Origin of the sequence: Caballeronia sp. LZ062 (assembly GCF_031450785.1) — a bacterium.
Classification (GTDB): Bacteria; Pseudomonadota; Gammaproteobacteria; order Burkholderiales; family Burkholderiaceae; genus Caballeronia.
In genome coordinates this window covers 733,006-759,119 of record NZ_JARTWB010000001.1, presented here as the reverse complement: position 1 = coordinate 759,119, position 26,114 = coordinate 733,006, and the positions used below count along the sequence as shown (strand labels likewise).

The window sequence follows — 26,114 nt, the reverse complement described above, 5'->3', positions numbered from 1 at the left end:
AAGGAAGCGGCCTCGCGCGTATGCTTGATGGAACGAAGCCTCGAATTGTCGCTTGCCAATGTGACGCGCTAATGGCGCAGCGGTGACGTCATGCCATTTTCCTTCAATCGACGCCCCGAACTTGCGGGACTCGACCGTCGTGCACGAAGCGACGTGCGGCGGCTCGCATGGCATTTCGCGCAGAGGCACTGGACGCTGCATACGCCGGCGTTTGCGTGGCTCGCGTTCGTGGCGCTCCATACGCAGTTCGGGCTGTTGCCTGATCAGCGCTCATATCTCTACGCGACGCTCGTGTTCTTCGCGGTGGCGGTCATCGTCATTCGATTGCATATCGCGCGTTATTTGCGCGCGGCCCGCGCGGCTTACGACGCATTAGGCACGCGAGACCTCGGCGCAATCTTGGGAACGCGCCGTTAGCGCGGAAAGAGCCCTATTTTTAGCGTGTTACGATGCCTCGCGTCCATTCTCCGCACTGCACATGGCAACGTTATACGAAACGCTAGGCGTCGATGAACACGCCACTGAAGACGAGATCAAGCGTGCCTATCGGAAGGCCGCGATGCGCTGCCATCCGGATCGCAATGCCGGTCATGAAGATGCGGCGCGCGCACGGTTTCAGGAAGTGAAGGAAGCGTACGCCATTCTTTCCGACCCCGCCCAACGCGAGGTGTACGACCGGACCTTCGCCGAAGAAATCGCCCGCTGGGAAGCGCACACGCGCGAAGAGGAAGCGGAGCGCGAGGCGCTCTATGCAAGGCGCGTCTAGCTTGCAATGCGCTTTGCATCGCAAGGGCACAACCGTGATGTCGTATTCGGTGTACTGCTTGGGCAGGACTGCGATGAACAGACCGCGCGTCATATTGCCGAGAGCGTCGTCGCGCTGCATGAGTCGCGTCAAGCGCCTGCGCGCGATCAGACCGAAGACAACGAACCCGCCGAAGAGACGGCTGAAAGCGCAAAATCAGACGAGACAGGTGCCGCGAATCCGCTGGGCGCGTTGTGGTTTCCGTTCTTCAACACGCTGCGCTTCTAAGCGCATGGTTCAAGCCGCAAGTCTTTCGCCGCGTGCCTTATGTGCGCGCGGCGCGGCGGGATAAACGCACCACTGTCCGTCGTCGTGACGGAAGAAGAACAGCGCCTTGGATGCCGCGCCCTGCACTGTCTCGACGCACACGAAACGCCGATGATCGGTGCGTGTGCGGCTGAACTCCTTGACGTGTACCGGCACGCTTGCCGGCGCCAGCCATTTCTCAACCAGAAAACGAAGCGATCGTTCGTTCGCGCATTTCATCTGAAGTCTCCTGCATGCGGCGTTCATGGCTGTATATCGGCCGAAGACGCTCGACGCTTGAGCGATCTATTGAACAGCCCTCGCCGCAACGCACCACGCTCGTGACAAAGCACTTGAACTCTACGCCTGGAATCCACGTCACACGCGTGCTTTGGCGAAATAGCAACATGCGCGGGCCGTTGTCTGATGGTCATGCTGGATGACGCGCAGGTATGTGCGCGAACGGTCATTCGAATCGCGCTCAACGCTCTTTCTTCAAAGTGGACGCGCGAAGCTGAGTTCGTGACCGTCAGGATCGGTGAGATGAAAGTAGCGCTCGTTCCAAGGCGCGTCGCGTGGCGCGAACTGCGGCTCGATACCGTGCGCTTGCGCCTTGCGATAGAACGCGTCGACGTCGGAACGTAGATGATGATGCGGCCCCACCACTGAATGGGGCCATGCGTCTCGGTCGTGATGTTGAGGAAAGAACTGCCGAGCGCGAACGAAGTGAACGCCTCGTTTGCGCCGCCATGAACGATGCGAAAGCCCAGTGCCTCATAAAAGCTCACGGCGCGCGCCATGTCGCGCGTTGCAAGCGTTATCGCGCTTAGACTCTCGACGCGCGCATCGTCGTTCGATGTCGCCATGCAGTACCGTCAGGAGTGGTGGTGATGCGACACGATAGACAGCACCGAGAGATCCGGATGCGTGCCATCCACGATGCTTTTGCCGATATGCCGCGCATCGTCCACGGCGTCTTCGGCGGTCTTGTATTCGTCGTCGCCGTCGGAGTGAAAATGAACGACCTCTCCCGGCATGTCCGCATTCGTGCCATGCAGGCACACGTGGCCGATGAAACAATAGCGCCGGGCGTATTCAGGTCCGGGCTTGAGTTGAGGAAGCACGTGAATATCGAAGCCTTCGTATTCGAAGACGTGCCATTGAGTAGAAAGGTCGCCGGCCATGATCGTCTCCTGTTGCGCTGTGCTGGCAAGCCCACCTTACTCCTCTTGACGTTGCGAATCCATCGGCGAAAGTGTCCATAACAACGTAATGGCGGCCCGCTTGTCAGCACGCGCGCCGCTTGCTCAAGTGTCAAACGATATAGGGTCCGCCAACGCGTCCTTCGAAGATGGCGATGTTCATCTGCCAGTCGTCGATGGCCGCCGTCGAGCGGCCGTCGACAGTCGCGAGAACGGACCGGCCTCCGACGACGTCTTGCATCTGTCGCCGCGAAAGGGCGGCTTCGTTGCGGCTCGCGGCGTTGTCGGGCGCGAGGTCGGATATGACGAGAGTGGGCTTCATGACGGTTCTCCTGGCGGCGTGAAGGAATCAATTCGAGCACGTGACGTGCTCGTGCGGATTTTTGCAAGGCCTATGCCAATGTGCGCGTCCATGCGCGCATGGCGCACGTGGCATGGCCTCCAACGTCGACACGCTGCGCTTGCCCGGATCGCCGTACACCGGTATGTTGGACGCAAGCCGACAGACGAGCGGCATGCTGTTGGCGCCCGCGTCACGACTCAATGATCGACACCATGACCATGACATCCAGTGCCCGTGCGCTGACGCTTCTGATTGTGTGTGCGCTGCTTTTTAGCGCGCGGGTGCAGGCGCAAGGCGCACAGCCGTCCATTGCGCTGCTCGATTGCACGTTGATCGACGACAACGCCGCGTATAACGATGCGGACATCGACCGCATCCAGGCCGAGCGCCTTGTGATGGTCAGCAACGCATTGCGCGATCAACTGCGAGAACGCACGCCTATGCGCGTGGCGGACAACGCGCAAGCGAGCGATCTCATTGCATCGCTGAAAAGCGGTCAGGACATGAACGCGTGCAATGGCTGCGAGCTTCGCGTGGCGCGCAAGCTGGGCGTATCGCGCGTCGGCGTGTGCTGGGTGCAGAAAATCAGCAACCTTATCCTCAACATCAATTTGCGCGTGGAAGACGTCGATAGCGGCGCGACGCTCTTTCAGCGTTCCGTCGATATGCGCGGCAACACGGATCAATCGTGGCGGCGCGGTGCGAAGGCGCTCGTCGATCTGATGACGAGCGACGCATCCGTCATGCGCTGAACGTTGCCGGCGCGGCGTGCGGCATTTCGGGAATTTCTCCCGCCTTGCAGCGTTGCTCGCGCGCGGAGTCCTGCGCTAAGTTGATTGCGGGCTCGTTTGTAGCAACGCCCTTAAAAGCAAAGAACATTTAGCGGAGACGACCATGCATGTGAGCTTCAACGCCATGCGCCTTGCAATCGCGGCGCTGTTAGGGCCCGCGCTGCTTCTTGCCGCAAGCCACGCGCGAGCGGCAGCGCCGATAGCGTACGTGACGAGCGAAAGCACGGGCGTCGGCGTAATCGATCTGGGCACTCTGTCGCTTGCGAGAACCATCGACGTCGGCAAGGACGGTCCGCGTGGGCTGAGTCTCAGCAAGGACGGCACGCGTCTCTATGTGGCCAACAAATCGACGGGGGATCTATCGGAGATCGATACGTCGTCGGGCAAAGTGCTGCGGCGCGCGAAGATCGGCAAGAATCCGGAGTTCGTTCGCGTGCATGGAAATGAAGCGTACGTGACCTATGAACCCGGCGAATCGGGCGGCCCGCCTAAAGCCGGCCAGGCACCGCAGGATGACGACGACGCGAATTCCCCGCCCGCTGAGATCGCTATCGTCGATCTCGGCACCATGACGCTCAGGCGTTCCGTCAAGAGCGGTCATGAGACGGAAGGCGTCGAGTTCTCGCCGGACGGCAAGCTCATTCTCGTGACGAACGAAGGCGACGACACCGTATCGGTGTATCGCGCCGGCACAGGTCAGCATGTGCGCACGGTGAAGCTGCCCAAGGGATCGCGCCCGCGCGGCATCAAGGCATCGCCTGACGGCAAGGACTATGTCGTCACGCTCGAAAACGCGAACAAGTTCATCGTGCTCGAAGGAAGCGCGCTCAAGCCAGGGAAAACCGTCGATACGAAAGCCGGCCCCTATGGCGTGTCGTTCGATCCATCGGGCAAGCGTCTTTTCGTGGCCGCCTCGCGCGACAAGACGCTGCAAGTCTTCGATGCTTCGACTTACGCACCGATCACCGACGTGCCGGTCGGACAGCGTTGCTGGCACTTCAGCTTCACGCCGGACGGCTCGAAGCTGTTGCTTGCATGCGGCCGCTCGAACGCGGTGTATGTGCTCGACGCTTCGAGCTACGCCACGATTAAGCAGATCGGCGATGTACCGCTTGCATGGGGCGTCGTGACGTATCCGCCGAGCGCGGGTTCCATCACCGGACGTTGAGGCGCGCCGCACGGCCGTTTCGTTTTGTGCCGCGCATCATTGCGCAATCCTCGTGGCGCCTCGCTGCGGGCGGCTGCTAGTATCAGTTAGGCTCGCCGGCGAGGACAATCATGCATACATTAGCCGAGGCGTTCGACGCGATCAGCGATACCCCCACGCGCAAGCGCATCCTCATCGCGTCTCAAGGAGAGACAGGAAATTGCCGCTGGCTGCCGGCGTCCATCGGCAAGCACGGCGAACTGCGTTTCGAAGCACGCGACGAAGAAGATGTCGAGATCGACGACGAAGCCGCCGATGCCGTCCGCCTCTTCGACGCCGGCTCGCTCTCATCATGTGCATTGGTCGTTCATCTCGGCGCGCTGGGCGTCGGCGCGCTGGTGTTGGGACCGGATTCACCAAGCGACGCCATGCGCATGCTCGAACAACTGAAGGCCCACGCGCTGAGCCGTTTCGTCGAGAACTATCTGGCGGAATTGCAGCAACGGCGGCCGGCCAGAATCTATCCATTCAAGCCGCGCTGATCCACCTCGGCTTGTGAAGTCTGGCAGACGTGCCGGGAGTTATTTCTGTTCACGCGGGAAAGCGTATCGAGCTTACGGTGGCCGCGGCAGCGTGCGTAGAATGTTCTCCGTGATGCCATCCGAGCCCTTGACCTCTCTTGCCAGGAAGCACTCCGCGCGCGCGCCGCAATCGACGGCGGTGCGCGATCTTGCGTGCGTGCTCGCCGTTACCATCGTGGCGGGGATCGTCTTCGCGATGGTCGACTTCAGCGAGATCACATATCGCTGGACGCGCAGCGCGGAGCGCTTTCAGCTTGACGAGATGCCCGCGACACTCCTGGTGTTGGCACTCGGCTTTGCGTGGTTTGCCTGGCGGCGTAATCAGGAAGCACGACGCGAAGTGCGGCGGCGTCGAGCGCTCGAAGAAGAAGCGGAACATCTGCTCGCGCAAAACCGACGACTGACCAACGAGGCCATTTCCGCACAAGAGACGGAGCGCCGTCATCTTGCGCGTGAATTGCATGACGAACTCGGTCAATACCTGAACGCCATGTCGCTGGATGCTGCGCGCATCCGCGATCTTTCCGCCGAACGCGAGGCGGAAATACATCGGCTCTCTTTGGCGTTGATGCAGAACGCCACGCACGTGTACCGCCAAATCGGCGGAATGATACGCAAGCTCCGGCCCATCGGTCTGGATGAGTTCGGCTTGCCGACGGCCCTCGAGCATTGCATCGACGGCTGGCGTGAACGCTTACCGCAAGCGGTCTTTTCGCTCACGGTGGAAGGCGACTTCGACCATCTCAGCGATGCGCTCAATATCGCGCTGTATCGGCTGGTGCAGGAAGGCCTGACGAATGTATCCAAGTTCGCGTGTCGATCACGCGTCGAGATCTATCTGGTGCATGCGTCGCGTTCGGCTGAGATCGTCGTGACCGTGGCGGACGACGGCCCCGGCATCGATCTCGCGATTCCACGCAAGGGCTTGGGACTAGTCGGCATGCGCGAGCGTGTCGAGGCGCTCGGCGGCGAATTCCATATCGCGAGTAGTCCGGGCGAAGGCTTCCTGTTCTGCGCTCGAGTGCCGGCTCACGCAGGGCTGCCGTTGCCCAGTGAGCGGAACGGCGCGTCCGCCGCCCCGGTGAAATCAGCGAAATGAAGCCCCAGACGGCTTGCAATTTGCGCGAGCTGCACGCCGTTGTCCGCACCGAATTTATGCCGTATTACCGATTGATGATTCGCGACTGTCTTCTGACTCAGACCGAGTTTTTCCGCGATGCTCGGCAACGTATAGCCCTGAACCAACAGACGCAAAACCTCGAATTCACGCGCCGATAGTTGCCGTCCCGGCGGCCCTTCCTGAATCGTTTCGCGCAGCGCGAGCGCCTGCGATATGTCCGGGCTGAGATATCCGATGCGGCGCGCGACGGAGCGCACGGCTTCGACGAGCACATCAGGCGCGCTCGCTTTCGTCACATAACCGCGCGCGCCGGCATCCAGTGCGCGGCGCACGAAGATGGCTTCCTCATGGACGCTGAAGATGAGCACGCGCGCCTGAGGCTCACGCGCGAGCATTCGCCGCATCGCCTCGATGCCGCTCGCGCCAGGTAATGCAAGGTCCATCACCACGACGTCCGGCTGCAACGCGCAGAATTTCTGGTAAGCCTGAGCAGCATCTGCCGCTTCGCCCGCGACGCTGACGTCGGGACTCAGTTCGAGCAGACGTTTGTAGCCCTCACGCACGACTGCGTGATCGTCCACCAGCAGCACGGAGATGTCAGCGGTCACGGTGGCTATCCTCCGGAGTCCGAATGATCGTTGCGATGTCCCGCTGCCATGCGCCGCGAGTTGGCATCGTTGCGAAAGACAATGGGCTGCTCGGCCGGTTCCTGTCTGAGCGATGCCGCGCGAACGACTTCGATCACGCGTTCATGATGCGGCGACTTGTCGCAAACGGGGTCCGCGTTCGCCGGGTCTTGCGTGAGCAGATAGGCTTGACAGCGGCAGCCGCCGAGATCGATCGCTTTCTCGTCGCAACTGCGGCACGGCTCTTTCATCCAGCCGAAGCCGCGAAAGCGGTTGAACGTATCGCTCTCATACCAGATGTCCTTGAGCGGCATCTCCGTCACGTTGGGAAACGTCAGGCCCGGCAAAGAGCGCGCGGTATGGCACGGCAGCGCTGCGCCATCGGGCGCGATGCCCAGAAACACAGAACCCCATCCGTTCATGCAACGCTTCGGACGGCGCTCGTAGTAGTCGGGCACCACGAAGAATATCTTGCACTTGTCGCCTATGTCGCGCCTATAGCGTTCGACCACGGCTTCCGCTTCCTGCAACTGTTCGGCAGTGGGCATGAGTTGTGCGCGGTTGGCATGCGCCCACCCGTAATACTGGGTGTTCGCCAGTTCGAGATACTCGGCATCCATCGCAAGGGCCATGTCGATGATGCGGCCGATGTGCGGCAAGTTATAGCGATGCAGCACGCAATTAAGCACCATCGGAAAGCCGTGCGCCTTGATGAGATTCGCCACGCGCTTCTTCAGATCGAACGTCTTCGTGCTCGAAAGAAAGTCGTTGAGCTCCTGCGTCGAGTCCTGAAACGAGAGCTGAATGTGATCGAGGCCGGCGTCCTTGAGCGCGGTCAGACGCTTGTCCGTGAGACCGATGCCCGAGGTGATCAGATTCGTGTAGAAGCCGAGCTTGCGCGCTTCGGCGACGAGCGTTTCGAGATCGTCGCGAAGAAGCGGCTCGCCGCCGGAAAAGCCGAGTTGCGCCGCGCCGAGCGCGCGTGCTTGACGCAGTACGTCGAGCCACTGCTCAGTGTTCAGCTCTTGCGTGTGATCCGCGTAGTTCACGGGGTTGTAGCAAAACACACAATGCAGCGGACAGCGATACGTCAACTCTGCAAGCAACCACAACGGCGGCGGGATGACCGCGCCTTCGTGCTCGGGTTTCGCAATGGGTTCGGAAAGATCGGTCATGCTTGTACCTTTACTTGTAGCGCTTTACTCCAGCCAGCCGCGCGAGCGCGCACCGGCGATGAACGCCCGCACATCGTTGCCGAGGCCAGTTGCATTGAACGCCTGTTCCAGGTCCGCGACGAGCGCCGGAATATCGCGGGTGCCGTCACACCGCAGAAGAATCTGCGCGGCGCTTTGATTCAGTTTGACCATGCCTTCGGGATAGAGCAGTACGTGCGCGTCCTGCGCGGGCTCCCATTGCAGGCGAAAGAGGCGCTTGAGCTTCGGATGCAGCGAATCATCCGGTGCTTCAACGGCTTCGTTCACGCGCTGCGTCGGATTCGTGTCGCTCATGACGGAAAGGCCTTTTCGATGGAATCCAGCATGGTCCAGAGAATATCGAGTTTGAATTGCAATATATCGAGCGCGCGCTGTTGCTGCTGGCGTGTCGTGAAATGAGCAAGCGTCACTTCGAGACCATGTTCGACATCGCGCTGTGCAAGCGAGACGCGCGAGCGGAAATAAGCGAGGCCGTCCGCTTCGATCCACTTGTAATGTTCGGGCCATGTCGCGAGCCGGTCCTTGTGGATTTGCGGAGCGAACATCTCCGTCAACGACGAGCACACCGATTCCTGCCACGGCGCGCGCCGCGCAAAATTAACGTAGGCATCGACGGCGAAGCGCACGCCGGGCGTCACGAGCCGCAACGACCATAGATCGTCGCGCGAAAGGCCTACTGCATCGCCCAGACGCGCCCAGGCTTCAATGCCGCCGGGCTGATCTTCGTAGCCGTCGTGGTCGAGAATACGGAGCACCCAGCGGCGGCGCGTTTCGCGATCCGGGCAGTTCGACATGACCGCCGCGTCTTTCAGCGGGATGTTGATTTGATAGTAGAAGCGGTTCGCGACCCAGCCGCGAATCTGCTCGGGCGTACATCCACCGCTATTCATCTTTACGTTGAACGGATGATGAATGTGGTACGCCGTTCCCTTCGCGCGCAGTTGCTCCTCGAACTGCTCGCGTGTCCACGCAGGCTCCGTCGTCTTCACTGCAGTGAAGTGCGGGCCGGTCGTGGGATTGAGCATCGGCGTGAAGGCGTTGTCAGGCATGCATCGTTCTCCAGGTAAGCTTCATAGCTCGAAGCTCATGCCGTCGTGCGCGACTTCGATGCCATGCTCCGACAGCATGCGCCGTTCGGGACCGTCCTCAATGAGGATCGGATTCGTGTTGTTGATATGGATGAGCACCTTGCGCATTCCGTCACGTTCGATTGAATCGAGTACGTCGATCATGCCGCCCGCGCCGCTTTGGGCAAGATGCCCCATGTCCGCGCCCGTCTTCTTCGTCAGTCCCAGACGAATCATCTCATCGTCGGTCCATACGGTTCCATCTACCAGCAAGAGGTCCGCGGTGCGCATCGCGGCGAGCACATGCGGTTCGATTGCACCGAGACCCGGCGCATAAAACGCGCGCTTGCCGGTTGCGCTATTCGTGAACATGAGGCCGATGTTGTCGCCCACTTCGGGCGCTTCGCGATGCGGCGAATATGGGGGCGCCTTACTGGACAGCGGTAGCGCGTCGATGTGCACGCGCGGCAGTTCGGGCACGCTCAACGCGGTATCGTCCAGCGCGATGCGACGATGCTCGACCCCGCAATAGTGCGAGAGGATCGACGTGATGGGAAAGCCGGTCGAGAGGTCTCGCCAAACGGCGTCGGTCGCATAGAGCGGTAAGGGCGTCCCGCGTTCCCGCAGCATGAGAAGGCCCGTGACGTGATCGATCTGCGCATCCATCACGATGACTGCCGCGATACCCGTATCGCGCACTCGACGTGCGGGCTGCAATTCAGGATTCGCCGCGATTTGCGCGAGTATGTCCGGCGACGCATTGACGAGCAGCCAGTCCTCGCCGTTGTCACTCACAGCGATAGACGACTGCGTGCGCGCCCGCGCCGCGATGGTGCCGCGACGCAGGCCGTCGCAATTGCGGCAGTTGCAGTTCCATTGCGGAAAACCGCCGCCTGCGGACGAGCCCAGCACACGTATTTTCATGAGCGGGCCTCGGTGACTTGCATGATGGCGCTCATGGCCACATTCTCCTTAACAGTCCGTCTTTTTCGATGAATTGGTGCTTTGCCACGCCCAGCGTATGCAGCACGATGAGCGCGGCCATGATCCACGCCAGATAGACGTGCAAGCCGAAGAACAGCTCGCGCAGGGCCTTGTCGTCCCATCCCCATTGCGGCAAGGGCGCGCCCCAGAAGCGCGTGCCGAACCTGTTGAACGACGATCCGAGATAGCCGGTAAGCGGCATCGCGATCATGCCAATGTATAAAAGAGCCTGCGTGGTGCTCGCGGCGGCGCGTTGCCACGCTCCCATCGGCGGCAGAGGCGGGCGGCCATAGCCCAGGCGTACCAGGATGCGGATCAGCACCAGCAGGAAAACCGTCATGCCGAGCGACTTGTGGAAGTTGATGAGCGTCGACTTGAACGGCAGCCCGCGCGGCAGGCCGACCATATACAAGCCGATGCACAGCATCACGACGATGGCGACTGCAATGACCCAGTGCAGCACGACTAGCGGCCGCGCAAAGCGGTCGTTCGCCACGCAAGTTGCATCGTGCGTTGCGGCTGGAATCCGCACAGCGGTCATGGCGCGCCTCCTTCGTCAAGGGCTTTCGTCCGCCGAATACATGGTCCATTGTTGTCGTCTGTTCATGAATTGGCGATCAGCAATTCCCCCCGTCCGTCCACAGCGAGATCGCCTGCGTAGCGTGTGGGCGTGACGTTAGTGGAAAGCGTCGCGAACGGCTCGATCTCGGAGGTCAGCATGCGCGTCAGCAGCCGCCAGAACACGTCGAAGCCGTGGCCGCCTTCGGTGAACGTAGGCTCGATGCGCCGCGGTTTCTTCAATAGTACGACCGTACCGCGTCGCATGCCATAACCGAGGTGCGCGCCCGTCTCGCCCGCGATGCAGAGCGTCCCCGCTACGAGCCGCGACGCCGCGAAATCTCCCGCATTCCCGCCGACCAGAACGGTGCCGCGCCGCATTCGGTCTGCAAGGCGCGCGCCTGCATCGCCATGAATGGTGAGCATGCCGCCGCGCATCCCTTCCATGTCGCCCGGAAGGGCGCCTGCCGCGAAATCGCCCACGCTGCCGCGCACCGTCACGCGTCCGCCTTGCATTTCGCATGCGGTAAAACGGCCCGTATTTCCCGCAATATGCAGTTCGCCGCCGCTCATGCCGATGCCCGCGTAATCGCCAGCGTCGCCTTCAACGATTAGCGAGCCTTCGTTCAGCGCTGCTCCGATGCGATCCAGCCATGCAGCGTCGCCTTCAATTCGAAGCAATGGCGTTACCGCTTCCGCTCGTGTGATGTCGAAGAGATCGCCCAGTGCGCATTGTTCGCCGAGGCCCTGTAGCACGCGTCGCGGTAACTCATCAGGCGCTATGTCGGATAGAGTGCGGGGCAGTAACTTCGACGCATCGACGCGAAAGCCGGGCGCATTTTTTACGCGTAACGTGATCGCGCTCATGCACGGCTCCCTGCCACACCGGCCGCGAGTTCGTGCAACTTGAAGTGGTAAGGTCCGAGCTTGCCGCCATAGTTTCCCGCCGATATGCGCAGCACGCCGCCCGCGCGCCCGATGGCGGTTGCAGCCGCAATGCCGGCCGTCATTGCCGCGCCGACATCGGCATCTGTCAGGCCGTCGATTACAATTTCGAGCACACATGTGATGTCGGGCGTCAGTTCGCTTTTCATCGACAAGCCGATGAGCGTGGGGCAGAAGGCATCGTTCGTGGAAGCAGTTGCGCCTGCGTATTTCGAGCCGATCTTCGAGCCTGAACGCACGACACCGCCCGGAAACGGCGTGATGATGTTCGGCAACGCATGCATTGCAGCCACCGCTGCTTCGGCAGCGGCCAAAGCGCTGTCGAGATCGCGTGCGAGGAAGAGCAGGTTGCCGCCGCCCACAGCCTTCACGGTGGCCGTGAATTCCTCGCAGACGAACTCGCCATCCATCACGGGCACGCGCCAATAGCGCGTCGCGCCAAGCACCTTCGATATCTGAAAGCCATCGCCGAAGAAGCGCAGTCCCGCGCCGAGCGGCGCGTTGTCGGAGAGCGGCGCGCGAGTCGTCGCCGGATCGATACCGCCATAGACCGCCGTGGTCGGACACGTGAGCACGCATTGCCCGACGCGCCGTGTGATCTGCTTGGCCAGTTCCTTCGACGATATCGCGAACATCAGCACCGATATGCCGGGCCTGCCATCGGGTGTTTCGTCGCGTGCGAGATCGCGCTCGATGCCCGCTTCGCATCCGCAGTCGATCACGGAGGTCGCGAAGCCCGTCAGTGAATTGGCGGCGTGACGCGCCCATGTCGACGTATGCGCGGTGATGACGAGGCGTGTCGCCTTCATCGGAAATGCTTCGGCAAACGTGTCGTCGATTTGCGTGTCGTTGATGCGCATGGGCGTCGTGATCATCCGTTCGCGCGCGTGGCGAGGCAAGCAACCGGCAGAAGCCTCCCGCCGTTGCAGCATGCGCAGACTTCATCTTCACCGATAGCCGCGTTCTCGAAGCGCGCGGCGAGGTTCGCCTCCGTGAAGGCGCGCACGCGCGGTTCGATCGACCGGTCGTAGTCCGGCTGCACATAGTGAATGCCGCCCGTCGGCGTCTTCAGGAGCGTCCCGTCGCGTGCAATTAGTTCGCCATCCTTAAAGACGTATGCAGGCGATGTGAACATACGCTCGCGGTTCGGATCGTCGCGATAGACGGCAATATCCGCCGCTGCACCCGCGCCGAGATGCCCGCGATCCGCGAGCCCGAGCAGCCGCGCGGGCCCGGCGCGCGTGATGATCGCGATGTCGTATAGCGAGAATTCCCGCGTGATTTCGCTGAGCGCGCTTGCGGTCTTCGCATCGGCGTGCAGCTTGTCGAGCTGCTCATCGCGGAACGATTTGTCCATCAGAAGCCGGATGAGATGCGGATAACTGGTGAACGGCCCGCCGTTCGGGTGATCGGTCGTCATGGACACGCGCCACGGGTCGTCCACGAGCAGGAAAATCTCCAGCCCGATGATCCATTGCAGCGCATTCACAAAGCTCTCTTCGCGATACCGGAAGGGCAGAACGCCACAGCCGCCATCGCACTCGATATCTCCGAGTATCCATTTGCGCGGCCGGGCGAGCGGCGCGTTCCTGAACTGCATCATCGTGTCACCCGATGCCGTGACAGTCTGACCAAAGATGATCTGGCCCACGTCGATCGTCACGTTGGGACGCGCGTTGACCGCCTCTGCAATGGCGCGCGCACCCGACGAGAATTTGCGCGGCCCTTCAGTGCCGTAACTATGAAACTGGATATGCGTCAGATGAATCGGCAGACCTTCCGCTGCATCCATCGTCGCGATGGTCGAATCCACATTGCCCGGCACCCCTAGATTGCTTGCATGCACATGCAGTGGATGCGGCACGCGCAAGTTCGTGAGCGCGCGAGTCAGAGTCTTCAGCACATCACGCGGCGTAATGCCGTAATGCACGTGCGCTTCGTCGAGGTCCAGTGAACGCTGATTGAACTTGAACGCGGAGATGCCACCAGGGTTCACGACTTTGACGCCGAGCGCCTTGCTTGCATTGATGGTCCAGCCGATGTAATCGCGCAGGCGTTCGAAGTCTTCGCGCGCAGCCAGCATTTGCAGGAACAATTCGTCGTTGCCCATCATCACGTAAGCGCCGTGATCGATGATCGGCGTATCGCCCATTTCCAGATGCGTATGGCGTGCGTTCGAGGCGATCATCGCGGGCTCGAATGCAGCCGTGTAACCCATTTCCGCGTAACGGTAGCCCGTGGCGAGCGTGCCTGGTGCGCACGTGCCGCAAGAAGGCAGGCGCATATAGCGGCCTTCTTCGGGACGGTTCGGCACGGCACGCGGATCGTCGCGATGGTCCTCCGGCAACAGCAAACGCGAGAGATTGGTCTTGCCGCCGCCGATATGCGAATGCAGGTCGATACCGCCAGCCATGACGACCATGCCGGTCGCATCGAAGTCGCGATCCGGCGGTATGTCGTGATTTTCCATGTGATCGACGATGCGGCCATCGCGGATATGGATATCGCGTTGTTCGCCATCGATACGGTTCGCCGGATCATAGACGATGCCGCCTCTGAGGCGCGCATTACTCACGACGGCCTCCTCATGCGCAGCAATTGGACGAGTTCGCTCGCAATGGCCGCGACGGTCGGCAACGTGGAATCGCGTGCGGGCGTGAGTGGTGCAACCACCGATGCATCCATGCGAAACAGATGACCGCTGCTTTCGACGCCCGGCGTCGCAACGGGAATGAAGACAGTGGGCGCACTGCGTTCATCGAGTGCGGTGGCCGGATGCGCGAGGATGATTGCGGGTACGTCGTCAGTGAGAGCATCGGGCATGGGCGCCGGGCCGAAGCTGGATATCCAGACGAGCGCATCGGCTTCGTGCCGCTGCAACAGCGCCTGCGTGCGATAGCGATGCGGATCGTGATCGAGCGGCAGTCCTCGCGTCACGCGTGTCCTGAGCGGAAAGCCTGATAGCCAGGTGACCGTCTGATTGACCGAGAGCGCGCCATCGTCCCCGGTCAATGCGAGTGCGCCAGCGCGCACAGTGCGGTTCAATGTCTTGACGACTCGGTGCAGTGCTTCGATTGCGAGCGCGTTATGTGGGCCTGGCAACGCGGCGGGTTCATAGACCAATGCGGTGTAGCGTGCGGCGCGAATGCGGTCGGTTAATGCTTGCAACGTGTGAGCGGTATCGGCGTGGGCGAGTGCATTCGGCTCGCGGCCTTCGAGAATGGCTGACCAGAGCGCGAGCGTATCGAACGGATCGGCTTCTGGAAGCAGTGCATCGGCGTGCGTGGCGGCGGTATCGGCATCGCATCCGACGAAGACTGTTTCCGTTTGGGGTTGCGCGGTTTGCAGCCGCTCGTAGAAGCGTGGATAGCGGCGTGAGGGCTCGCACGCGAACACCACGATGAGATCCGCGCGTGAGCGCACTTCGGATAGCGTGGTGAAGAGCGCGCCGCGATCTTGCAGCGCGAGCGTGGCTGCGGCGAGCGAATCGCCATGCAGATGATCCAGGATTGCGCCGCTGTTCGCGGCGAGTTCATAGATCGCGCGTGCACCGGCGACGTCGGTGGCGAGGCCGCCGATGAGCGGGTGGCGGGATTGCACGAGTACGTCTGCGGCTTGCGCGAGTGCGGATGTTAAGTCGGTCGGTTTCCCATTGATCTGCGGTTCGCGATTCACCGTTTCAGCGTTCATGCTCGCAAGCGATCTCGCTAGCCGCGGGCATGCAGTGTTGGTTGCGCTCATACGCGCATCAGCGGTGACTTCTAGCGCAATGTCGTCGCATAGCAGCGGGCAGAATGGACAGGTCCAAAGGTCTCTTGCTGGCGCTGGGTGAGAGGAGGCGGGCATGGTCCGCGTTTTGAGCAAGGTCTATGCCGGTCGGGATTCTTCTCTTTCTTCTTCACCGCATACACAGGCAAACCAACGCAGAACGCCAAGCAACTCGGCGTCCATGGAACACACTGTCACGCGCCCCACCAACCGCCGTACCGCAAAGCAACAACGCCCACAAAGACCAACGGCAATTGGCATAAATATTGAGTCACAAACGCGAATGCCAAACTAAATCGTCCGATCATGAATCGCAGAAGCCACCAACCACGCTTGCGCGCCGCACTGCGCGACCCGCGCGAGATCATCGCGATCCCGCACACCGCCCGCGCCGACGACATACCGATCACCGGCCATCGCCCGCACGGCGGCGAACGTATCGAGGTCCGGACCGGCATTTGCACCGACGTGATCCAGCGTCATCACGATGACGCGCGAAGGCCACCCCGCGCTATCTACACGCAATGCACCCAGCGCGCGCCCACCGCGATAGTCGAGCGACAGAATGGGCTCATGGCCCGCAGCGCGCGCATCGGCAATCGCATTCTCTTCGAGCAGAGTCTCCGTGCCGAACACAGGCACGAGCGTCGCCGCTTTATCGCTCGGCTCAAAGCCCCCGATTCGCTCGAACAACGCATGCATCGACGCGAAACCGCTAAAACCCGCGTCGAGCCAGATCGCGACTTCACCGCCGAGCGCACGTCGAAGCGCAGCAAGCGTCGAGATATGCGCGCCGCGCCCGAGAATCGCGCCGAGATCGGCCACGTATAACGTCGATGACGCAGTCGCGGCGATTAGCGCGCGAGCCACATCCACGGGATTGCTTGTGGCGCACAACGAAGACTGAATCGGCCGATAGCGCGAACGCTCGCCTCGCACAGCACGCACCGCGTGGCCGTCGAGCAGATCAAGAACCGGTATCACCTGCATGGATGGCTTTCCCTTGACCAGAATATTCGTGTTCGAGTATCTCACCGGCGGCGGCATCGATCCTGATGTCGCGAGCGCAGGCAGCCTCGCGGATCTCAGCGCGCTGATCGTCGAAGGGCGCGTGATGCGCGATGCCGTCGCCGCCGACTTGCGCGCGCTCGATGGCGTCGATGTGACCATCGCCACGTCCTGCTTCGAGCGTATCGACGAACATCACGCTCATGCACGCCCACAACACGGTGAGCCGATCACGCGCTTCGTCTCGCGCATCGCGCGTGAGCACGACTATGCCATGGTCATCGCGCCTGAATGCGACGGCCTGCTGTTGCGGCTTCATGATGCAGTCGGCGCGGCACGTTGGCTAGGCTGCGCCAAGGAAGCGATACGCGTGGCATCGAGCAAGAGCGCAACCGCTGCGTGCCTCGCCGCATACGGCATCCCTGTGACACCCGCGCTGGAACCCGAGCGAGCCGTAGAAGCGGAAGGACGTAGCTGGGTCGTGAAGCCCGACGACGGTGCGGGCGGTCTCGACACCTATGTTTTCGATTCACGCGACGCGGCATGTGAAGAATACGAAGCACGTACAGCGGCGGGCCGCAATGCCGTGCTGCAAGAATGGATCGATGGCGAGCCGCTCAGCCTGTCGCTTCTATGCGATGAAAAGGGTGTGCGGCTTCTTTCGATCAATAGACAACGTATCGGGCTCTCGGATGTCGCGCTGTCGCCTAGACACGAACGTGTCGTACAGTTCGATGGCGTCGATGTCGACACCATCGAGCGCGATGGCGAACGAGGGCGCGTGCTGGAGCGGCTTGCAAGGCGCGTGGTCGATGCGCTTCCCGGATTGCGCGGCTTCGCGGGCATCGACGTGGTGTGGCATCCGCAGCGTGGTCCTGTCGTCGTCGAAGTCAATCCGCGCCTGACTGTGGCTTATGCCGAGCTGAGCAAGTCGCGTAGGCTCGCGGCCGGTTTGCTGGCGGCGCACGGTGTACCAGGCTTCGTACAAGTTGCGCCATTGCTGCGTGCATGCGGGGCCTCTTCATGACGACGCGCACGAGCGACGCGCCCGTCGTCGGCTGGGACGTCGGCGGCGCGCATGTGAAGGTGTGCATCGTGGCCGCAGGCGCGCTGATCGATGTCGCGCAATGGGCTTGTCCATTATGGCAGGGCATCGCGCATCTCGAGCGGGTCATCGACGACGTATTCGAACGCTGGCCCCAGGCCGCCGATGCCGCCGCGCGCCACGCCGTCACGATGACCGGTGAAATGGTCGATCTCTTCGCTGACCGTGCCGAAGGAGTACGCACGCTGACCCGCACGCTTGCGCAACGGCTCGGACCGCGCACGATGTTCTATGGCGGCAAGGAGAACTGGCTCGCCCGTTCCGCGTGTGCGGACGGCTGGCGGAAGGTTGCATCGGCGAACTGGCTCGCCACCGCCGAGTACGTTGCAACGCGTGTACGCAATGCGTTGCTCGTCGATATCGGCAGCACGACGACGGACATCGTTCCGATTGTCGCGGGCGATGTCGCCGCGCGCGGCACGAACGATGCGCAGCGTCTTGTCAGCGGCGAGCTCGTGTATCAGGGCGTCGTGCGAACGCCGTTGTGCGGCGTGGCGCATTGCATAACGTTTCGAGGCGAGACCACGGGCGTGATGAACGAGTGGTTCGCGACGACAGCCGATGTGTATCGTTTGACCGGCGAGTTGTGGGACGCGCATGACCAGCATCCGAGCGCCGACAACGGCCCGAAGACGGAAGCCGCAAGTCGCGCGCGTATCGCACGAATGATCGGACGTGATGCGTCAGATGCAAGCGCCGAAGAGTGGCGGCGCTTCGCGCTCGCGTGGCGGCATGAGCAGTTGCGGATCATCGAGGCGAACCTCGCTCGCGTCAGTGCGCAACATGAAGCGCTTGCGAGCGCGCCTGTCGTCGGCGCAGGATGCGGACGTTTCATGGCCGCAGCGTTGGCGCGACAGGAGGCGCGTGGCTATGTCGAGTTCGCGCGGCTCGCGGGCGTTGCATCGCATGATGCAGAGCGGGCCGAATGGGCGTCGACGTGCGCGCCGAGCGTCGCGGTGGCGTTGCTCGCATCGTCGCCGCGTGCTGTCATGGGAGCAGGCAGCGCGAACGATGCGCTCAATCTTGAACGAGGATGATGGCCATGTGGGTGGTCAAGATCGGGGGAAGCCTGAGTCACGATCCCGCGCTGCGCGAATGGCTCACACGGCTCTGGGAACTGGGCGGCGGGCGCGTGGTGATCGTGCCGGGCGGCGGCGATTTCGCCGATGCGGTGCGGCAATATCAGTGCGAATGGCGCTTCGACGACCTCGCCGCGCATAACATGTGTCTGCTCGCGATGGCTCAATACGCGATTCTCATGCAAGGCGTGCTGCCCGAACTGGTGCTCGCATCGAACGAGCAACGCATCCGGCGTGCGCTGCGCGAAGGCCGCGTGGCCGTTTGGGTGCCCACGGACCTCATGCGCACGTCGCCCGATTCCATGACCAACTGGGACACTACATCGGACAGCCTCGCCGCATGGCTTTCGACGACGCTCAACGCCGAGCGTCTCATGATCGTCAAGTCGTGCGAAATCGAAGCACATGCGCCGCTCGAAACGCTGGCGGCGCGCGGAATCGTCGACAGGCGCTTTCCCGCCTACGTGAAAGACGCCAACTATCTGGTGGAAGTCTTCAGCAAGCGCGAGGCTTCGGTCGTGCGAGACCGCTTGCTTGCGTTTCAGGCATGAGCGGTCATGCGCTCACCATGCAGCGCACTCGCCCACTGACGCACGCGCGAGGGATCGAGCCGGCCCGTGCGTCCAGCGCGTTCGTCGCATAGCGCGCCTCTGAAGCCCGCGATATCGGGCGCGAGCGCGCGTATCCGTTCGAGATGAGACCAGGCGAGCGATCCGGCGAGCGCGGTCATCATGCCGCGTGAACGCGCTTGAGAAAGGCACGCGGCAAGCGTCGCCGTATCGACGCAATCGAACAACGTGCGTCCGTTCTTGTTTGCGGTATCGAACACGAGGCCTACGAATCCAAGCTGTGCGCACAACCTCACGAGCGCGGTGTCGATGCCGTCGTCCGACAGCAGCACAGGCACGACAGTCGCGGGCAACGCCGCTAGACGATGCAAACAGTCAGCGGCGTGCGGTCCCTGCACGATGCCGACCTTCACGTAATCCACACCGGTGCCCGCGACCTCGAGCACGCGATCACAGATCTCGTCGAGCGCGTCGTCAGGCAAGTCTCCGATGGTTGCGCTGATGGGCCGCACCGCGTACTGCGCTCGCAGTGTGCGCACGATTCGCGCGATGTCGTGCGTCGCCACGCCGCCGAGCGCGCCCGCGTGCGGTTCTTTCAGATCGATCAGTTCTGCACCGGCTCGTGCGGCATTGAGTGCTTCATCCACCGAGCGAACGCTCGCGAGCAACGCGGTCATCGAGATACTCCAGAAGATTGCATCACGAGCGCAGCGTCTTCGTGCGATGCTGTTCGATTGCCTGCATGAGCCAGTTCCAGGCAATGCGCTCAACATCGCCCGCAGTTTTGTCGATGGCAATGCGCAGATAGTCGATCTCGCGTTCCACTTTCTCTTGCGGCAGCATGAAGAGACGGCTCACGAGAATTGCGCCTTCCACGACTGCTGCCTGCGCACGGTTGAAGCCGGGAAACGGCGCATGGGTCTCGCGATGCACGCATTTCATACGCAGCGTGGGACGCGTGTCGTCATCGCTGACTTCGACAAGACGCCACTCGGTATGCGCCAGCGATTCCGCGAGGCGCACGCTCGGCACCGCAGTCGCGGGAAGCGTCGGCCAGTCGCGTTGAAAACCCGTGACGCAGCCCGCAAAAATGCGCACATCCGTCGTAAAGTTGATGACGGCGCTCTGCGTCGCAATGACGTTATCGAGCGTCGTGGAAGGGCGGAACGGCGCGAGGATCGCGAACGCTTCCTCGAAGCGCACGCCCATTGGCGCGACATGCGCACGGCCATCGCGATCCGCCGTCGTGACGATCGTCTCGTAGATCATGGCTATGTGCGCATGCGCTCATGAGTGGAGAGCCGCGCGAAGCATCGGACGATGCCACTTCGCGCGGTCCCGCGCCATGCTTAGCGCGTGGCGATGTACATCGTGATTTCAAACCCGAAGCGCATATCGGTGAAGCTCGGCGTGGTCCATTGCATGACAGTTTCTCCTTGGGTGAACGAGTGCATCAGTCGAGGCGCACGCAAGCGTCATGCCACAGCGTGCGGGCTTGCCCGAGCAAGTTACTGTGACGGAAACGCAGCAAAGTGTCCCGCGCGCGGCGTGACGCTGAATAAGCAATCCTTTAGAGCGGTGCAAGAAATTCGTGAATTCCCTTCGGCACACGTTCGCGCCTACTCTGCAATCACGGCAGGCGCACTCTACGCTACGACGGTCGCCCGAAGTCAATGCGCACGTCGTTCTCAACTTCCCTGTGTCGAGGAAACGGAATGAACGACTTCAGCAAGGCCGCCGTCGAGGCGGCACGTAATCCGTCCGATCCGCGCTCGCGCTATGCGGCCGGGGTCATGAAGTACCGCGAGATGGGCTACTGGCAACCCGATTACACGCCCAAGGAGACAGACATCATCGCGCTATTTCGCATCACGCCGCAGCCCGGCGTGGAGCCGGAGGAGGCGGCCGCAGCGGTAGCGGGGGAATCGTCGACTGCAACGTGGACGGTCGTATGGACCGACAGGCTGACCGCATGCGACATGTATCGCGCGAAAGCGTATCGCGTCGAACCCGTGCCACATGCACGCGCCGACGAGCCCCAGTACTTCGCGTACATCGCTTACGAACTCGATCTCTTCGAGGAAGGGTCGGTGGCGAATCTCACGGCTTCGATCATCGGCAATGTATTCGGCTTCAAGCCGTTGATGGCGCTCAGGCTCGAAGACATGCGCATTCCCGTCGCGTATCTGAAGACGTTTCAAGGGCCGCCGACAGGCATCGTCGTCGAGCGCGAAAGGCTCGATAAATACGGGCGTCCGCTGCTCGGCGCGACGGTCAAGCCGAAGCTCGGCTTGTCGGGCAAGAACTACGGACGCGTGGTGTATGAAGGTCTCAAAGGCGGCCTCGACTTTTTGAAGGACGACGAGAACATCAACTCGCAAGCCTTCATGCACTGGCGCGACCGCTATCTCTTTGCGATGGAAGCGGTGAATCGCGCGCAAGCGGAGACGGGCGAAGTCAAGGGTCACTATCTGAACGTCACGGCCGGCACCATGGAAGACATGTACGAGCGCGCCGAATTCGCAAAGGCGTTGGGCTCTTGCATCGTGATGATCGATCTCGTCGTCGGGTGGACGGCAATCCAGTCGATGTCACGTTGGGCGCGCAGGAACGACATGATCCTGCATCTGCATCGCGCGGGACACGGCACGTACACGCGGCAGCGCAATCACGGCATTTCGTTTCGCGTGATTGCAAAGTGGTTGCGCATGGCAGGCGTCGATCATGCACATGCGGGCACGGCGGTCGGCAAACTGGAAGGCGATCCGCTCGCGGTGCAGGGCTATTACAACGTATGCCGCGAAGCGCGCAACGACGTGGACCTGACGCGCGGCATCTTCTTCGATCAACCGTGGGCGGGCTTGCGTAAGGTCATGCCGGTGGCATCCGGTGGCATTCATGCGGGCCAGATGCATCAGTTGCTGGACCTCTTCGGCGACGATGCGATCCTGCAGTTCGGCGGCGGCACTATCGGGCATCCGCAAGGCATACAAGCCGGCGCGACGGCCAACCGCGTCGCGCTCGAAGCGATGGTCAAGGCGCGTAACGAAGGCCACGATATCGCGCAAGAAGGGCCGGAGATTCTCGAAGCTGCCGCGCGCTGGTGCACGCCGCTCAAGCTCGCGCTCGATACATGGCGAGACGTGACGTTCAACTACGCATCGACCGATACGCCCGACTTCGCTGTAACGCCTTCGCTGGCCTGAACGATAAGGGGATTGTCATGCACATCACGCAAGGAACGTTTTCGTTCCTCCTGCCTTTGAACGACGAAGAGATCTGCGCGCAGATCGACTATGCGCTGAGTCAGGGCTGGGCGTGCTCGGTCGAGTACACGGACGACCCGCATCCACGCAATACGTATTGGGAGATGTGGGGGCTGCCGATGTTCGATCTGCACGACGCGGCCGGCGTCATGATGGAAGTGGACGCGTGCCGAAAGGCGTATCCGCGTCACTACATCAAGGTCAATGCGTTCGACTCGGTGCGCGGGTTCGAGACGATGCGGCTCTCGTTCATCGTCAACCGGCCGCCTGAAGAGAAGGGCTTCCGCCTCGAACGACAAGACGATCGCAGCCGCATTCAGCGATATTCGATTCGCACATACGCCACGGATCGCCCGAACGGCGAGCGGTACTGACTAGGAGACGACGATGGGCGCCGAAGCCACCGTGGACGATATGCAAGAAGCGCGCGCCGACCTGATGGCGCTTTACCGCGATTCGCGCATCGGCGAGGTGCTTGCGGAACTGGACCGCGATCTCATCGGGCTTGCACCGGTCAAGACGCGCATCCGCGAGATCGCCGCGCATCTGCTGGTGGAACGGGCCCGCGCGGCGCTCGGCATCGCAAGCGGCGCGCCGACGCTCCACATGTGCTTTTCGGGCAATCCCGGCACGGGCAAGACGACAGTGGCGCTGCGCATGGCGCAAGTGCTGCACCGGCTCGGCTATATCCGGCGCAATCAACTTGTCTCCGTCACGCGCGACGATCTCGTCGGCCAATACATCGGCCATACGGCGCCTAAAACGCGCGAAGTGCTCAAGCGCGCGATGGGCGGCGTGCTTTTCATCGACGAGGCCTATTACCTGTATCGGCCGGAGAACGAACGAGACTACGGGCAAGAGGCCATCGAGATTCTGCTTCAGACGATGGAGAACCAGCGCGGCGACCTGGTCGTCATTCTTGCGGGCTACGAAGCGCGCATGGAGACGTTTTTCCGCAGCAATCCCGGCTTCCGGTCGCGCATTGCGCATCACATTGCGTTTCCGGACTACGCTCCGGACGAGCTGTTGAAGATTGCAGAGCACATGCTGGCTGATTTGCATTACCGATTCGGCGACGACGCGCGCAGCGCCTTCGCCGACTACCTCGCGCGCCGCATCCGCCAGCCGAACTTCGCCAATGCGCGTTCGGTGCGCAACGCACTCGACCGTGCGCGGCTGCGACAGGCTAACCGCTTGTTCGCGGCGGCCGAACGCGGCAGCGGACCCGCGGACGCCATCGCGCTCACGCAACTGGCCGCAGCTGACATACGCGCGAGCCGTGTGTTCAACGATTCGGACAACGAATGAGGTGAATCATGCGGGATGGACGCACGACGTTGTCGAAGTTCCTGATCGATACGCTCGACCGCCAGCCCGGTTCGCATGCGGCGAGCGGTCTGTCCGCCTTGCTCGTGGATGTGGCGGCATCCGTCAAGGCGATTGCGGCCGCGCTGACGCGCGGTGCGCTCGGCGGCCAGCACGGCTCGGCGCAAAGCATCAACACGCACGGGGAAGAGCACAAGAAGCTCGACCTCTTGACCAACGACATCTTCTTGCAGCATTGCGAATGGGACGGACTGCTCGCCGGCATGGTGTCGGAGGAAATGGAAGGCGTGTATGCGGTGCCGGAGCCCTATCCGCGCGGGGATTATCTGCTGGCCTTCGATCCACTCGATGGTTCATCGAACATCGATATCAACGGCGTGGTCGGTTCCATCTTCTCGGTCATGCGACGAAGTGATGCGCGAAGCGCCTCGCTCGACGAAGCCGATTTCATGCGTCCCGGTCGCGAGCAAGTCGCAGCCGGCTATGCGATCTACGGCCCCTCGACCATGCTCGTGCTGTCCGTCGGCAATGGTGTACATGGCTTCACGCTCGAACGCGATGTCGGCAACTTCGTGCTCACGCACTCGGATATCCGCATTCCCGAGGACTCGTGCGAATTCGCGATCAACGCATCTAACGAACGCTTCTGGGAGCCGCCCGTGCGCCGCTATGTGCAGGAGTGCAAGGACGGCCGGAGCGGATGCCGCGCGCAAGACTTCAATATGCGCTGGATAGCGTCGATGGTGGCGGAAGTGCATCGCATCCTCATGCGCGGAGGCGTGTTCATGTATCCGCGCGACCGCAAGACCCCTGCGATGGAGGGCCGTTTGCGGCTGCTATATGAAGCCAGCCCTATGAGCTTTATCGTGGAACAGGCGGGTGGACTGTCGATCACGGGACGCGAGCGCATTCTCGATGTCACGCCGTGCGCGCTGCATCAACGCGTGCCGGTCATTCTCGGATCGCGGAACGAAGTGGCGCGCATAGCGCGCTATCACGCGGAATACGACAGCGGCGCGGACAAGCCTTTCACGTCGCCGCTCTTCCATGAGCGATCGTTGTTTCTGCCCGAGACCTCCGCGTAAGGGGAGACGCGCATGTCTATCAAGCATCCGATCATCGCCGTGACCGGCTCCAGCGGTGCGGGCACGACTACGGTCATGAAGAGCTTCACGCATATTTTCCGGCGCGAGCGCATTCACGCGCAGATCGTCGAAGGCGATGCGTTCCACCGCTATGACCGCCTCGGCATGCGTGAAGCGATGAAGCAGAGCGAGCGCGACGGACTGCGCAACTTCAGCCACTTCGGGCCTGAAGCGAATCTCCTCGCAGAACTGGAAGCTCTTTTTGCGAACTATGGCGCAAGCGGTGGCGGACAGTTTCGCCGCTACATCCACGATGAAGCTGAGGCCGCGCGCTTTCAGCAAGACGCGGGGACCTTCACGCCATGGGAAGACGTCACGCCCGATACGGACATGATGTTCTATGAAGGTCTGCATGGTGGCGCGGTCACGGAGACGGTGGACATCGCGCGTCACGCGGACTTGCTTGTCGGCGTGGTGCCGATCATCAATCTCGAATGGATACAGAAGCTGCATCGCGATCAGACCATGCGCGGCTATTCGCACGAAGCCGTGGTCGATACGATCCTGCGGCGCATGCCGGACTACGTGAACATCATCTGCCCGCAGTTCTCGCGAACGCATGTCAACTTTCAGCGCGTGCCGACCGTCGATACGTCCAACCCGTTCACCGCGCGCGAGATTCCGCAGCCCGACGAGAGCTTCGTCGTCATTCGCTTCGCGAAGCCGAATGGCATCGATTTCCCGTATCTGCTCACCATGCTGCACGATTCGTTCATGTCGCGCCCGAACGTGATCGTCGTGCCGGGCGGCAAGATGGGTCTTGCGATGCAACTCATCTTCACGCCCATGATTCTGCAGTTGCGCGACCGCCGCGCACGTGCGTGAGCGGCTTGCTCATGCACCTTTTCCGATTACTGCCGAGTCGCGGTGCCATCGGTGTGGGTGAGGATCGGCCAACGCATCAGCGCATCGAACATGCTGCGAGTCTGCGCCTGCTGCTGTCGCGTCAAAGTGGGCCGTCACGCCGCGCGACGACGCGCAGATTGATGGCATTGAACATGGCGGCTACCTGCTTCGGGACTGGCCGCGCGCATTCGTACGCGAAGCCCGACGCGTGCTGCCATCGAGACGGGCGTTACGGCATTTTGGCGGCAATACGTCGGATTAAACCGTGGTGTCATCCGGATCGACCGGTTCGGCGAGTCCGCACCGGCCAGAGAACCTCTATGCGCACTTCGGCGCGACGACGGAGGCGTGTGGAGAAAGCGCATCGCGTAGC

The 26,114-nt window shown here is 61.9% G+C and carries 31 protein-coding genes and 2 pseudogenes; 15 read left to right on the top strand and 18 right to left on the bottom strand.

The window, feature by feature from the left end; genetic code table 11:
• Positions 1–90 precede the first annotated feature (90 nt).
• A complete protein-coding gene (locus P9239_RS03600) occupies positions 91–417 on the top strand; it encodes a hypothetical protein (RefSeq protein WP_309749119.1) in 327 nt (108 codons plus the stop codon).
• A gap of 61 nt (positions 418–478) precedes the next feature.
• Positions 479–1,033 (top strand): annotated as a pseudogene (locus P9239_RS03595) (J domain-containing protein).
• 9 nt (positions 1,034–1,042) lie between these two features.
• Here P9239_RS03595 and P9239_RS03590 read toward each other — a convergent pair.
• The 4 genes and pseudogenes from P9239_RS03590 to P9239_RS03575 all read right to left on the bottom strand — a co-directional run bounded on the left by P9239_RS03590 (position 1,043) and on the right by P9239_RS03575 (position 2,575).
• Entirely contained in the window at positions 1,043–1,291 is a 249-nt protein-coding gene (locus P9239_RS03590) for a hypothetical protein (protein WP_309749118.1), read from the bottom strand.
• A 255-nt stretch (positions 1,292–1,546) separates the two neighbouring features.
• Positions 1,547–1,917, bottom strand: a pseudogene (locus P9239_RS03585) (VOC family protein).
• A gap of 9 nt (positions 1,918–1,926) precedes the next feature.
• Complete coding sequence (locus P9239_RS03580) at positions 1,927–2,235, bottom strand: hypothetical protein (protein ID WP_309749117.1); 309 nt, start codon at positions 2,233–2,235, stop codon at positions 1,927–1,929.
• A gap of 130 nt (positions 2,236–2,365) precedes the next feature.
• The gene (locus P9239_RS03575) at positions 2,366–2,575 is read right to left on the bottom strand and encodes a hypothetical protein (RefSeq protein ID WP_309749116.1); all 210 of its coding nucleotides are present in this window, start codon (positions 2,573–2,575) and stop codon (positions 2,366–2,368) included.
• A 239-nt stretch (positions 2,576–2,814) separates the two neighbouring features.
• Here P9239_RS03575 and P9239_RS03570 point away from each other — a divergent pair, with 239 nt between their 5' ends.
• From P9239_RS03570 to P9239_RS03555, 4 genes are all read left to right on the top strand, one after another.
• Positions 2,815–3,348, top strand: a complete 534-nt coding sequence (locus P9239_RS03570; RefSeq protein ID WP_309749115.1) for a DUF3280 domain-containing protein — start codon at positions 2,815–2,817, stop codon at positions 3,346–3,348.
• Positions 3,349–3,490: 142 nt separating this feature from the next.
• The gene (locus tag P9239_RS03565; RefSeq protein ID WP_309749114.1) at positions 3,491–4,555 is read left to right on the top strand and encodes a beta-propeller fold lactonase family protein; all 1,065 of its coding nucleotides are present in this window, start codon (positions 3,491–3,493) and stop codon (positions 4,553–4,555) included.
• Positions 4,556–4,665: 110 nt separating this feature from the next.
• Positions 4,666–5,076: a hypothetical protein gene (locus P9239_RS03560; RefSeq protein WP_309749113.1), complete on the top strand. Its 411-nt coding sequence runs from the start codon at positions 4,666–4,668 to the stop codon at positions 5,074–5,076.
• A gap of 112 nt (positions 5,077–5,188) precedes the next feature.
• The gene (locus tag P9239_RS03555; RefSeq protein ID WP_309749112.1) at positions 5,189–6,214 is read left to right on the top strand and encodes an ATP-binding protein; all 1,026 of its coding nucleotides are present in this window, start codon (positions 5,189–5,191) and stop codon (positions 6,212–6,214) included.
• Here P9239_RS03555 and P9239_RS03550 read toward each other — a convergent pair.
• The 11 genes from P9239_RS03550 to P9239_RS03500 all read right to left on the bottom strand — a co-directional run bounded on the left by P9239_RS03550 (position 6,145) and on the right by P9239_RS03500 (position 16,387).
• Entirely contained in the window at positions 6,145–6,843 is a 699-nt protein-coding gene (locus P9239_RS03550) for a response regulator transcription factor (RefSeq protein WP_309749111.1), read from the bottom strand. The two genes, P9239_RS03555 and P9239_RS03550, sit on opposite strands and share 70 nt — an antisense overlap.
• A 5-nt stretch (positions 6,844–6,848) precedes the next feature.
• Positions 6,849–8,036 (bottom strand): pyrroloquinoline quinone biosynthesis protein PqqE, encoded by a 1,188-nt coding sequence (gene pqqE / locus P9239_RS03545; RefSeq protein ID WP_309749110.1) that lies wholly within the window; start codon positions 8,034–8,036, stop codon positions 6,849–6,851.
• 24 nt (positions 8,037–8,060) lie between these two features.
• Positions 8,061–8,369, bottom strand: a complete 309-nt coding sequence (gene pqqD / locus P9239_RS03540; RefSeq protein WP_309749109.1) for a pyrroloquinoline quinone biosynthesis peptide chaperone PqqD — start codon at positions 8,367–8,369, stop codon at positions 8,061–8,063.
• Complete coding sequence (gene pqqC / locus P9239_RS03535) at positions 8,366–9,100, bottom strand: pyrroloquinoline-quinone synthase PqqC (protein ID WP_309749611.1); 735 nt, start codon at positions 9,098–9,100, stop codon at positions 8,366–8,368. The genes pqqD and pqqC overlap by 4 nt, the downstream gene beginning before the upstream one ends.
• A gap of 45 nt (positions 9,101–9,145) precedes the next feature.
• The gene (gene pqqB / locus P9239_RS03530) at positions 9,146–10,066 is read right to left on the bottom strand and encodes a pyrroloquinoline quinone biosynthesis protein PqqB (protein ID WP_309749108.1); all 921 of its coding nucleotides are present in this window, start codon (positions 10,064–10,066) and stop codon (positions 9,146–9,148) included.
• Positions 10,067–10,097: 31 nt separating this feature from the next.
• Complete coding sequence (locus P9239_RS03525) at positions 10,098–10,667, bottom strand: cytochrome b (RefSeq protein ID WP_309749107.1); 570 nt, start codon at positions 10,665–10,667, stop codon at positions 10,098–10,100.
• A gap of 62 nt (positions 10,668–10,729) precedes the next feature.
• Positions 10,730–11,551, bottom strand: a complete 822-nt coding sequence (locus tag P9239_RS03520; RefSeq protein WP_309749106.1) for a formylmethanofuran dehydrogenase subunit C — start codon at positions 11,549–11,551, stop codon at positions 10,730–10,732.
• Complete coding sequence (gene fhcD / locus P9239_RS03515; protein ID WP_309749610.1) at positions 11,548–12,489, bottom strand: formylmethanofuran--tetrahydromethanopterin N-formyltransferase; 942 nt, start codon at positions 12,487–12,489, stop codon at positions 11,548–11,550. Before fhcD ends, P9239_RS03520 begins: the two co-directional genes overlap by 4 nt.
• Before the next feature lie 11 nt (positions 12,490–12,500).
• A complete protein-coding gene (locus P9239_RS03510) occupies positions 12,501–14,204 on the bottom strand; it encodes a formylmethanofuran dehydrogenase subunit A (RefSeq protein WP_309749105.1) in 1,704 nt (567 codons plus the stop codon).
• Positions 14,201–15,475: a formylmethanofuran dehydrogenase gene (locus P9239_RS03505; protein WP_309749104.1), complete on the bottom strand. Its 1,275-nt coding sequence runs from the start codon at positions 15,473–15,475 to the stop codon at positions 14,201–14,203. Before P9239_RS03505 ends, P9239_RS03510 begins: the two co-directional genes overlap by 4 nt.
• 213 nt (positions 15,476–15,688) lie before the next feature.
• The gene (locus P9239_RS03500; RefSeq protein ID WP_309749103.1) at positions 15,689–16,387 is read right to left on the bottom strand and encodes a HisA/HisF-related TIM barrel protein; all 699 of its coding nucleotides are present in this window, start codon (positions 16,385–16,387) and stop codon (positions 15,689–15,691) included.
• Between the two features lie 13 nt (positions 16,388–16,400).
• Here P9239_RS03500 and P9239_RS03495 point away from each other — a divergent pair, with 13 nt between their 5' ends.
• From P9239_RS03495 to P9239_RS03485, 3 genes are read left to right on the top strand one after another with little or no spacing between them, the layout of a single operon-like run.
• Positions 16,401–17,432 carry an ATP-grasp domain-containing protein gene (locus P9239_RS03495; protein ID WP_309749102.1) on the top strand — a complete coding sequence of 344 codons (1,032 nt, stop codon included), beginning with the start codon at positions 16,401–16,403 and terminating at the stop codon, positions 17,430–17,432.
• Positions 17,429–18,547, top strand: coding sequence for a hydantoinase/oxoprolinase family protein (locus P9239_RS03490; RefSeq protein ID WP_309749101.1), 1,119 nt, complete (start codon positions 17,429–17,431; stop codon positions 18,545–18,547). The genes P9239_RS03495 and P9239_RS03490 overlap by 4 nt, the downstream gene beginning before the upstream one ends.
• Before the next feature lie 5 nt (positions 18,548–18,552).
• Positions 18,553–19,140, top strand: a complete 588-nt coding sequence (locus P9239_RS03485; RefSeq protein ID WP_309749100.1) for an aspartate kinase — start codon at positions 18,553–18,555, stop codon at positions 19,138–19,140.
• Here the strand turns inward: P9239_RS03485 and P9239_RS03480 are convergent.
• From P9239_RS03480 to pqqA, 3 genes are all read right to left on the bottom strand, one after another.
• A complete protein-coding gene (locus tag P9239_RS03480; protein WP_309749099.1) occupies positions 19,131–19,835 on the bottom strand; it encodes a (5-formylfuran-3-yl)methyl phosphate synthase in 705 nt (234 codons plus the stop codon). The two genes, P9239_RS03485 and P9239_RS03480, sit on opposite strands and share 10 nt — an antisense overlap.
• A 22-nt stretch (positions 19,836–19,857) precedes the next feature.
• Complete coding sequence (locus P9239_RS03475; protein ID WP_309749098.1) at positions 19,858–20,427, bottom strand: DUF447 domain-containing protein; 570 nt, start codon at positions 20,425–20,427, stop codon at positions 19,858–19,860.
• A gap of 80 nt (positions 20,428–20,507) precedes the next feature.
• Positions 20,508–20,582: a pyrroloquinoline quinone precursor peptide PqqA gene (gene pqqA / locus P9239_RS03470; RefSeq protein WP_008354335.1), complete on the bottom strand. Its 75-nt coding sequence runs from the start codon at positions 20,580–20,582 to the stop codon at positions 20,508–20,510.
• Between the two features lie 291 nt (positions 20,583–20,873).
• Here pqqA and P9239_RS03465 point away from each other — a divergent pair, with 291 nt between their 5' ends.
• From P9239_RS03465 to P9239_RS23365, 6 genes are all read left to right on the top strand, one after another.
• Positions 20,874–22,364: a form I ribulose bisphosphate carboxylase large subunit gene (locus tag P9239_RS03465; protein ID WP_309749097.1), complete on the top strand. Its 1,491-nt coding sequence runs from the start codon at positions 20,874–20,876 to the stop codon at positions 22,362–22,364.
• A 17-nt stretch (positions 22,365–22,381) separates the two neighbouring features.
• Positions 22,382–22,798: a ribulose bisphosphate carboxylase small subunit gene (locus tag P9239_RS03460; RefSeq protein WP_309749096.1), complete on the top strand. Its 417-nt coding sequence runs from the start codon at positions 22,382–22,384 to the stop codon at positions 22,796–22,798.
• Positions 22,799–22,811: 13 nt separating this feature from the next.
• Positions 22,812–23,732, top strand: coding sequence for a CbbX protein (gene cbbX / locus P9239_RS03455; protein WP_309749095.1), 921 nt, complete (start codon positions 22,812–22,814; stop codon positions 23,730–23,732).
• Between the two features lie 8 nt (positions 23,733–23,740).
• The gene (locus P9239_RS03450) at positions 23,741–24,835 is read left to right on the top strand and encodes a class 1 fructose-bisphosphatase (RefSeq protein ID WP_309749094.1); all 1,095 of its coding nucleotides are present in this window, start codon (positions 23,741–23,743) and stop codon (positions 24,833–24,835) included.
• A 12-nt stretch (positions 24,836–24,847) separates the two neighbouring features.
• Positions 24,848–25,720 carry a phosphoribulokinase gene (locus tag P9239_RS03445; RefSeq protein WP_309749093.1) on the top strand — a complete coding sequence of 291 codons (873 nt, stop codon included), beginning with the start codon at positions 24,848–24,850 and terminating at the stop codon, positions 25,718–25,720.
• Positions 25,721–25,915: 195 nt separating this feature from the next.
• Positions 25,916–26,113, top strand: coding sequence for a transketolase-like TK C-terminal-containing protein (locus P9239_RS23365; protein ID WP_404989709.1), 198 nt, complete (start codon positions 25,916–25,918; stop codon positions 26,111–26,113).
• Position 26,114: the final 1 nt, after the last annotated feature.